This is a genomic window from Anabaena sp. FACHB-1237, from assembly GCF_014696225.1.
Taxonomy (GTDB): domain Bacteria; phylum Cyanobacteriota; class Cyanobacteriia; order Cyanobacteriales; family Nostocaceae; genus FACHB-1237.
This window is the reverse complement of record NZ_JACJPV010000078.1, coordinates 1-8,209: the sequence shown is the minus strand read 5'-3', so window position 1 is coordinate 8,209 and position 8,209 is coordinate 1. Positions and strand designations below refer to the sequence as shown.

Annotated in this window: 5 protein-coding genes; 3 read left to right on the top strand and 2 right to left on the bottom strand. The window is 35.1% G+C overall.

Going from position 1 to position 8,209, the window contains the following annotated elements; translation table 11 throughout:
• Nucleotides 1-107: 107 nt before the first annotated feature.
• Together H6F32_RS19925 and H6F32_RS21015 are read right to left on the bottom strand one after the other, a co-directional pair.
• Nucleotides 108-3,407 (bottom strand): amino acid adenylation domain-containing protein, encoded by a 3,300-nt coding sequence (locus tag H6F32_RS19925; protein ID WP_242031206.1) that lies wholly within the window; start codon nt 3,405-3,407, stop codon nt 108-110.
• Nucleotides 3,408-3,971: 564 nt separating this feature from the next.
• Nucleotides 3,972-4,181: a hypothetical protein gene (locus H6F32_RS21015; protein ID WP_190371006.1), complete on the bottom strand. Its 210-nt coding sequence runs from the start codon at nt 4,179-4,181 to the stop codon at nt 3,972-3,974.
• A 429-nt stretch (nt 4,182-4,610) separates the two neighbouring features.
• Here H6F32_RS21015 and H6F32_RS19915 point away from each other — a divergent pair, with 429 nt between their 5' ends.
• The 3 genes from H6F32_RS19915 to H6F32_RS20775 form a co-directional block, all read left to right on the top strand.
• A complete protein-coding gene (locus tag H6F32_RS19915; RefSeq protein WP_199294650.1) occupies nt 4,611-5,393 on the top strand; it encodes a helix-turn-helix domain-containing protein in 783 nt (260 codons plus the stop codon).
• Between the two features lie 840 nt (nt 5,394-6,233).
• Entirely contained in the window at nt 6,234-7,652 is a 1,419-nt protein-coding gene (locus H6F32_RS19910) for an AAA-like domain-containing protein (RefSeq protein WP_190371004.1), read from the top strand.
• Nucleotides 7,653-7,903: 251 nt separating this feature from the next.
• The coding region (locus H6F32_RS20775) for a zinc ribbon domain-containing protein (protein WP_242031205.1) at nt 7,904-8,209 on the top strand (306 nt) is incomplete at its 3' end.

Here is an 8,209-nt window from a genome sequence, read left to right as displayed (position 1 = left end):
GCAGCGACTCTTGGAGGTACATAATTTACTGTCATCTGATAGCTAAGTTTTTTACTTGTTCTATCATACCACAGGATGTCTAGCTATGTATAGTATGTCTTGGTAATTTACTTTCTATCTTTAACTCTCACCAGAGATATCTCACCAACTCTCTGATCAGGGTTAGCAATCATCTGCATTAATACTTGTTCATACTGCTCTAGCATTACTTCAACAGTTTCAGCATCAAACAAATCACTATTATATTCCAAAACTAAAGTAATACCTCTGGATCCCATTCTAGATCCGTACTGTACACTTTGTTCAAATCTAGGAATAACCAGGAAATCAAGATCAAACTTAGCAGACCTATTACTAACTGATTCATGCAAAGTTACATCCAAACCAGGGAAAATTAAACAGGGTTTGGCAGAGTCATGGAAGCTAAACATCACCTGAAACAAAGGATTATGACTCAAATTGCGAACCGGCTTAATCGCCTCTACCACTTTATCAAAAGGTATATCTTCATTAGCATAAGCTTCAATCGTTACTTTACGCACACGGTGAAGCAACTCCCGTACCGTAGGATTACCAGAAACATCAGTGCGTAGAACCAAATTATTAACAATCATACCCATGATCTTCTCCATTTGGTGCATCCGGCGATTAGCTACCGCAGAACCGATAAAAATATCATCTTGTCCAACGTAGTGATGTAGCAAAATGATAAAAGCCTCCAGCATAGTCATAAATAAAGTTGCACCTTGCTGATAACTGAATACCCTGAGAGATTCACACAAATGAACTGGCAACTCCATCCTGGCGTGTTCGCCATTATAAGTTTGCTCCTTGGGGCGTGGGCGATCGCAAGGTAATTCCAATAAAGGCGGAATCCCGGCTAACTTTTCTTGCCAATACACTAATTGAGATTGAGCCTCTTGTGTTTTTACCCATTCACGCTGCCAAATAGCAAAATCCGCAAACTGATAGCTTAACTCCGGCAGTGGAGAAGGTTTACCACTAGAAAAAGCCTCATACAGCTTCACTAACTCACTTAAAAAGACATTAAAAGACCAACCATCATGTGCTACATGATGTTCTACATGAGTAAATATATAATCCTGATCAGTAACCTGAAATACCGCCCATTGCACTATTGGTAATTGAGTCAGGTCCAAATGAGTGAGAACTTCTGCCTCCGCTAATTTTTGTGCCTCTACTTCTCTCTCATCTTGAGGAATTGACCGTAAATCAACAAATCTAAAAGCGGCTCCTGGATAAGGGTGAATTACCTGATACAACCTACCATCTTCTTCCTTATAAGTTGTCCTAAAGATTTCATGCCGTCTGACAATCTCATCTAAAGAGGATTGCAGTGCCTTAACATCCAAATTACCTCTAATGTCTATCCTAGCTTGGAATTGGTAGGCACTATTTTCTGCTGCTAACTTATGGACAAAATAAATGCGATCCTGGGAAAAAGAAGCTGGTACAAATCCTTGATGGGAAATGCGTTTAATAGTTGAGCGTTCCCATTGAGTTTTTTCGCCACCTTGGGCAATAAGTTCAGCTACAGCAGCTATGGTAGGGTTACTAAATACTTGAGTAAAAGATATATTAACACCGAAAATTTCCCTCACACGAGAAATCATTTGCGTCATAATCAAAGAGTGACCACCCAAACAGAAAAAGTTATCATTGACCCCCACTACATCTAGTCCTAATAACTGAACCCAGTGGATTCCTAACTCCTCTTCAATAGAGTTACGGGGTGCAATAAAAGATTCTTCCAAATCTGGGCGTGTGCGTGTGTGTCTTGGCAAACTCTGACGGTCGACCTTACCATTCGGAGTCAATGGCAAAGAGTCCAGCAGCATCCAAGCCGTTGGTATCATGTAAGGAGGTAGCTTATCTTCGAGGAATCTTGTTAAAATTATGGTAGTTAATGGGGATTTTTGATCAGGTACAACATAAGCAACTAACCTTTTATCTCCAGGTATATCTTCACAGACAGCCACCACTGTTTGTCGTATACTTGGATGTTGAATTAAAGCCGCCTCAACTTCTTCTAATTCAACACGGAAACCTCGTATCTTGACTTGATTATCAACTCGCCCTAAAAACTCAATATTCCCATCTGGTAAGTAACGGGCTAAATCTCCTGTTTTATATAATTTACTTACCGCTGATTGTGCAAAGGGATTAGAAATAAACTTTTGTGCTGTTAACTCAGGACGGTTGAGATACCCTCGTGCTAAACCATCACCACCTATGTATATTTCTCCTACTGTACCTACAGGAACAGGTTGTAATTGGTCGTTAAGTATATATATTTGTGTGTTGGATATGGGGCGACCAATAGGTATTGTTATCGCCCCCTCTGGTATTTCTTCCACCGGATAAAAACAGGAGTATGTTGTATTCTCTGTCAGTCCATAAACGTGCAATAATTTTTCTGGAGCACCATTTGTTACCACTGCTCTGACTGCTCTTGGATCTACAACTTCACCGCCAAATAACAAATATCTCAAGTCTTTAAAAGCATAAGGAACAACATTAGCTAATTGATTAAATAAAGCTGTGGTTAAGAATAAGATATTTATTCTTTGTTCACAGATGTATGCTGCAAAATCCAAAGGTGAAAGTAGAACATTTTGAGGAATACAGACTAAAGCACCCCCATGCAATAAAGAACCCCAAATTTCAAAAGTAGCAGCATCAAATGAAGTATTAGCAGCTTGGGCAGTGCGATCGCTAGTTGTAAACTGTATATAATTGGTATTACATACTAAGCGATTCACCGCCCGATGGGGTACAGCAACCCCTTTTGGTGTACCTGTAGAACCAGATGTATAAATCACATAAGCTAGATTTTTTCCCGTGACATCGCTGGTAGGATTTTCTGAATTTTGATCATCAATTAATTCCCAATGCTGATCTAAACAAATTGTTTTTACTGGACTTTCAGTAAAGTTTTCTAAAAACTTTTGTTGTGTCAATAGAATTTCTATTTGGCAATCCGCCACTATGAAAGATATCCGCTCCTTAGGATAGGTGGGATCTAGTGGTACGTAAGCTGCACCTGCTTTGAGAATACCCAGCAACCCAATAATCATTTCTAAGGAACGCTCAAGACTAATCCCTACTAAAACTTCTGTTCCTACTCCTAAAGATTGTAAATAATGAGCTAATTTGTTGGCTTGGTGATTTAACTCTTGATAACTTAGTTTTTGCCCATTCACCACCACAGCAATATTGTCTGGAGTGTTTTCTACTTGTGCTGCAAATAATTCATGTATGCAAAAATGTTCATGGTAATCTTGTTTGGTATTATTCCATTCCACCAATATTTGCTGCTTTTCTGCTTCAGTTAAAATAGGCAAATTATCAAAGGTATTATTTGTGTTAATCACCACTTCTTCCATGATATTTTTATGTAAATTGATAATTTTAGTAATGTGGTCAATAATTAATACTTACTTGTTTTTAAGTTAGCTAATTAGGCTCGGTTTTTGTATGGGAGAAAAAAAAGACTTATTTGCAATGTAAATCCTTGAAGTTTACCTACTTATTGCAAAAGTTTTAAAGCAGTCTCCACAACTTCTGGTCTAATTCATTCACCTGGAATAGCAACAATGCGATAAGATTGATTAATGACATTATTTCTCCTCATGTTTTATTTGATGAGGATTCATAAATGGTGAAATTTTCAAAGATTAACGTCCCCCTATTCAGAACACTAGCAATATTATGTTTTAGAAAATATGTGTAATGCTTTACTTTACCTTACTTCTCTTTTTTCCCAGACTTTTGATAATAATGCAAGGACAGTTAAGATAGTTAAGGTTATATATGACTCTTATTTGATATTTGATAGCTTTTGATGGTTTACGTTACAACTAATTTAAATGCATATAAACAATTTAATTCATTCTTAACAGTATGTTATTTTCTTGCTAACATAGGCTAAGGTATTATATATTTTCCATTCATTTCAATTCCACCGAATCAATTATTGAGATTAACAGAGATTCCAAAATATTGATCCTGCCATGATTATTAATGAGCTTATAACTAAAATTTCCTGTTAATAAGGCTAAAATAATCATAGTCAGGACTATCCATAACTCATGCCTTCTTCCTTGACTTTTGGGAAAATCCTTGACTTTTTTGAGTTTAGAAATTAAACTATTTAACATATTTTAAAAGACAAAAAATAGTGATCTTTTTGTGATTTTATCAATAAAATATCACTTTTCTTTTCTTATTTACCCACGACTTTGAAAATGCCCTGCTTAACAAGCAGTAGGAGCTTTTAAATCAGGCACATTTAATTCTTAGACAGATCTAATTTCTTACCAGTAGTAATGATAGGGTTATAGTAGATGTTTACTTTTGACAATAAAACCAATCTTCTAATTGATTCTCATAAGCTAATATTTAAAAGTGAGTATCATTGTGACTTTTCTCGCTATTTCCACATTCGAGAATTTTTAGATATGTATGCTATACAACTTAGTGGTGAGCATTTTGAAGGGTATCTTTCAAAACTAATAGTCGATAAAGTAATCTTGGAGTTCTCTCAACGTAATTGTTTAACTAAAGTTGTAGGAGTAAGCGATTCTAAAATGTGGGTTTTTGCTATTCCTGCTCAGACAAATTATGTTTTTTTCCAAAATTTGTATCAATTACAAAATAATTACATTGGGATTGTTCCTCCTAAGATAGAATTTTCAGTGTTTCAAGCTCCTTTTTCTAATCGCTTTCATCTTTATGTTAATGATAATTATCTCAATCAATTGTGTGCAACTTTAGATTTACCAGAAGCTAAAAAGTTTTTAAATTGTCATGAGGTTTCTCTGGTGATTTGCTCACCAGAAAAAATTCACAATTTGCATAAATTGTGTTATCAACTTTATCAAATAGCATTTACTTTAGATCGTGCATCAATATCCTCAGATAGAAAAGCATTTAGGCTGAACTTTATGAAGAAAATATTAGAAGAAGAAATTGTCAAAAAGTTCATTTTAACTTTAGAAGAAGCTAAAGATGTTAAACATAAGAAAAATGTCGTCAAGCGCAGTTCTATTTTAAAACAAGCAGAAGATATGATGAGAAATAATCTGCGATATGATCTCACTATTCCAGAGATTTGTCAAGAATTAGGTGTGAGTCAAAGAACTTTAGAATATATCTTTAAGGACTTTTATGAAATTTCTCCTCATAATTATTTTAAAAAGCTGCGCCTTAATGCCTTATATCAAGAATTGCAAAAAGACTCTGAATTTAGATTTATTTATGATCTTGCTGAAGATTTTGGTTTTTTTCATCGCGGAGAATTTGCTCATGACTATTATCAACTTTTTGGAGAATTACCCTCTAAAACTTTGGCTAAATTATCAAACTCATGATAATTTGGGTCCTCTGAAAAAGTCTTTTTGTGGATGTGGGGAACAGGAAAGAGTCGTATAAAATTTTGCTTTAATTTGTTTACATTAAATTTCTGCAGAAACCTAATTTTTATAAATAAATCCCAAAATAGCAAGGAAACAAGGTATTTAAGATTAATTGTAATGTAATCTTAAAGGGAATTGGTATAAAGCATATTAATAAGCTGATGTGTGGCTAGATTGTGTATTATGAAATTCACAAAAAAGTTGCCTGAAAGTGTCTTCAATTTTGACTTGCTGTTGTGCATTTTTAATGCACAACAGCTTATAACCTATGTTCTCAACTCCATGTTGTAATATGAGAATATTTCCTTAATTGTATTTTTTATTATTTATAGGACTTACGCACTGTACAAATTCACCATGATGTGAATGAACGAAAATCCGTCATTTCAGGCTTTTAGCGATTAACTTCCGATTAATAACGATGTCTTCGGCAAGGGAAGTGATCACTCAAAAATCATCAAAAAATCACGTGAAAATGCCTGAAAACCATACCTCATATTTGGTTGTTCCTGTCAATATAATTTTTGAAAATGATTATACTATATTATTATTATAAAGTGTGGAATGTCGGATATAAGTCCACAGTTAGAAGATTGCCTTTCCTCTATGTCTCAATTTTCAAAAACTTGCGATTTTTCGATCATTTTTGTTTTATAATGTTTGATAGGATTCAAATGAATCAAATTTTATGGGCACAGAATATGCCTATTGTTAAGGAATTTTCCTCTGTATTTAATTAAACAAAATTCACTGAACTGATTTGATTTAATAGAATTTTTAACTTATTTTTGGCTTATGATTTTAAAAGAAATTAAAACAAAAAGGAAACGAGGTGTGCTGTTATCTCCTCAAGGAGTGCAACGCTTACAAGAAGCTATATCATCTTGGGAAATTACAGAAAACCAAGGTGAACGCTTGTCTTTGGAGGATTTATCATACCATACAAAACTTTCTGCTAAAACTATTAGTCGCTTATGGTCAGCTAATAAAGGTGTAGACCAAAAAACTTTAAAATTATGTTTTAATGCCTTTAATTTAGAAATTGAGCCAGGGGACTATATTTTTCTCCAGGAAGACGATAATAAGGATAATAAAACAATACTAGATTGTGTATCAGACAGTATATGTTTAAGAAGAGAAAGTTGCTCTTTATGGTCATATCCTGATGGGCCACTACCGTTAGATTCTCCTATATATATAGAGCGTTTACCAGTAGAAGAATTAATGTATCGAGAGGTGACTACACCAGGTTCTGTAATCAAAATTATCGCTCCTAGACAGATGGGTAGAACTTCCTTGATATTACGTCTTCTGGCTTTTGCAGATTCACAGGGATATCACACTGTAAATTTAAGTTTTGCGGAGATAGATTGTTACTGCTTAACTGACTTAAATAAGTTTTTGCGTTCTTTTTGTAGCCAAATCGCTATAAAATTAGGTATGTGCCCCAATGTTTATGATCATTCTCATGAAGATGTGGGTTATAAGTTAACCTGTAGCTTGTACTTGGAGCATTATATTCTCAAGCAAATTAATAGTCCTCTAGTTCTAGTATTGAGTGAGGTAGAACGATTTTTTGAATATCCTCATATTGCCCAGGAATTTTTCTTTTTGTTGCGTTTTTGGTGTGAACAATCACGACAAAATAAAGTATGGCAAAATTTGAGGTTGGTGGTGGCTGATTCTACAGAAGAACACCTGAGTTTCAATATTAATTACTATCCGTTTAATATTGGCTTACCTATTCGTCTACAAGAATTTACTCAGGAACAGATAGAAGAATTAGCTAGGCGATATGGGCTAAAGTGGACGGTGGGAAAAGAATCGGCTGAGTTAATGTCTCTTGTGGGTGGTCATCCAGCACTGATACAACTGGCGTTGTATTATCTTTACTGTGGATCTACTACTTTAACCAACTTGATCAAAGAGGCGATCGCTAATGGTGGGATTTACCGTTATCACTTACAGCAATATTGGGTACAATTGTTAGGTTATCCTGGTTTAGTTAAGACATATAATGAAGTTGTTACCACTCAGGAAAGTCTGGTTATTGATCCGGTTCATGCTCATAAACTGGAAAGTTTAGGATTAATTACTTTTGAGGGCGATCGGGTATTACCCCGTTGTCAACTATATCGGAATTATTTTGCCAAGCATTTATCTAGTGGTTTGATGAAAAAGTCTTGTCTTGCAGCTAGGGTTAATGAACACTAACTGAAAAGCTAACAATTACTAATAATTACCTACTTACAGCACATTCCATCTACATGAGGATCTACTCAACCTTATATGTTTTGAAATTCCGGACTTGTATCAATATGTTCTGATTAAATCATAAATTTACTAAAGTAGGACTTACGCAAGCGTCATACTAAAAAATCTGTTGTAGGGTGCGTCAGAGATTGTCCTAAGTTGACAATTTTAGACAAACCTGTACACTCATAGACAAACCTAGGGGTGATTTTATGTTTAAGCCTCATGAATTTGCTAAAAAGATTGGAGTTTCAGTCAAGACCTTGCAGAGATGGGATGTAGAAGGGAAACTTCCAGCCAAGAGGACTTTGTCGGGGCATCGTTTTTACTTTTATCCATCCAGTAAAACCTGTTCTCACTGTGGATATAAAAAAGAAAATCTTTCTTTATCTGAAAGAATCTATCACTGTGAGAACTGCGGTTTTGAGATGGATAGGGATCTAAATGCCGCAATTAAATTAATTTATCGCGTCTGGCTAAGGCGTGTAAGTCTACTGAGGGATAACCGCTCCCATGCT

Excerpts from the sequence above, each read along its gene's own strand:
- H6F32_RS19925 (WP_242031206.1), bottom strand. The coding sequence starts at position 3,407 with ATGGAAGAAGTGGTGATTAACACAAATAATACCTTTGATAATTTGCCT.
- H6F32_RS21015 (WP_190371006.1), bottom strand. The coding sequence starts at position 4,181 with ATGTTAAATAGTTTAATTTCTAAACTCAAAAAAGTCAAGGATTTTCCC.
- H6F32_RS19915 (WP_199294650.1), top strand. The coding sequence starts at position 4,611 with ATGTGGGTTTTTGCTATTCCTGCTCAGACAAATTATGTTTTTTTCCAA.
- H6F32_RS19910 (WP_190371004.1), top strand. The coding sequence starts at position 6,234 with ATGATTTTAAAAGAAATTAAAACAAAAAGGAAACGAGGTGTGCTGTTA.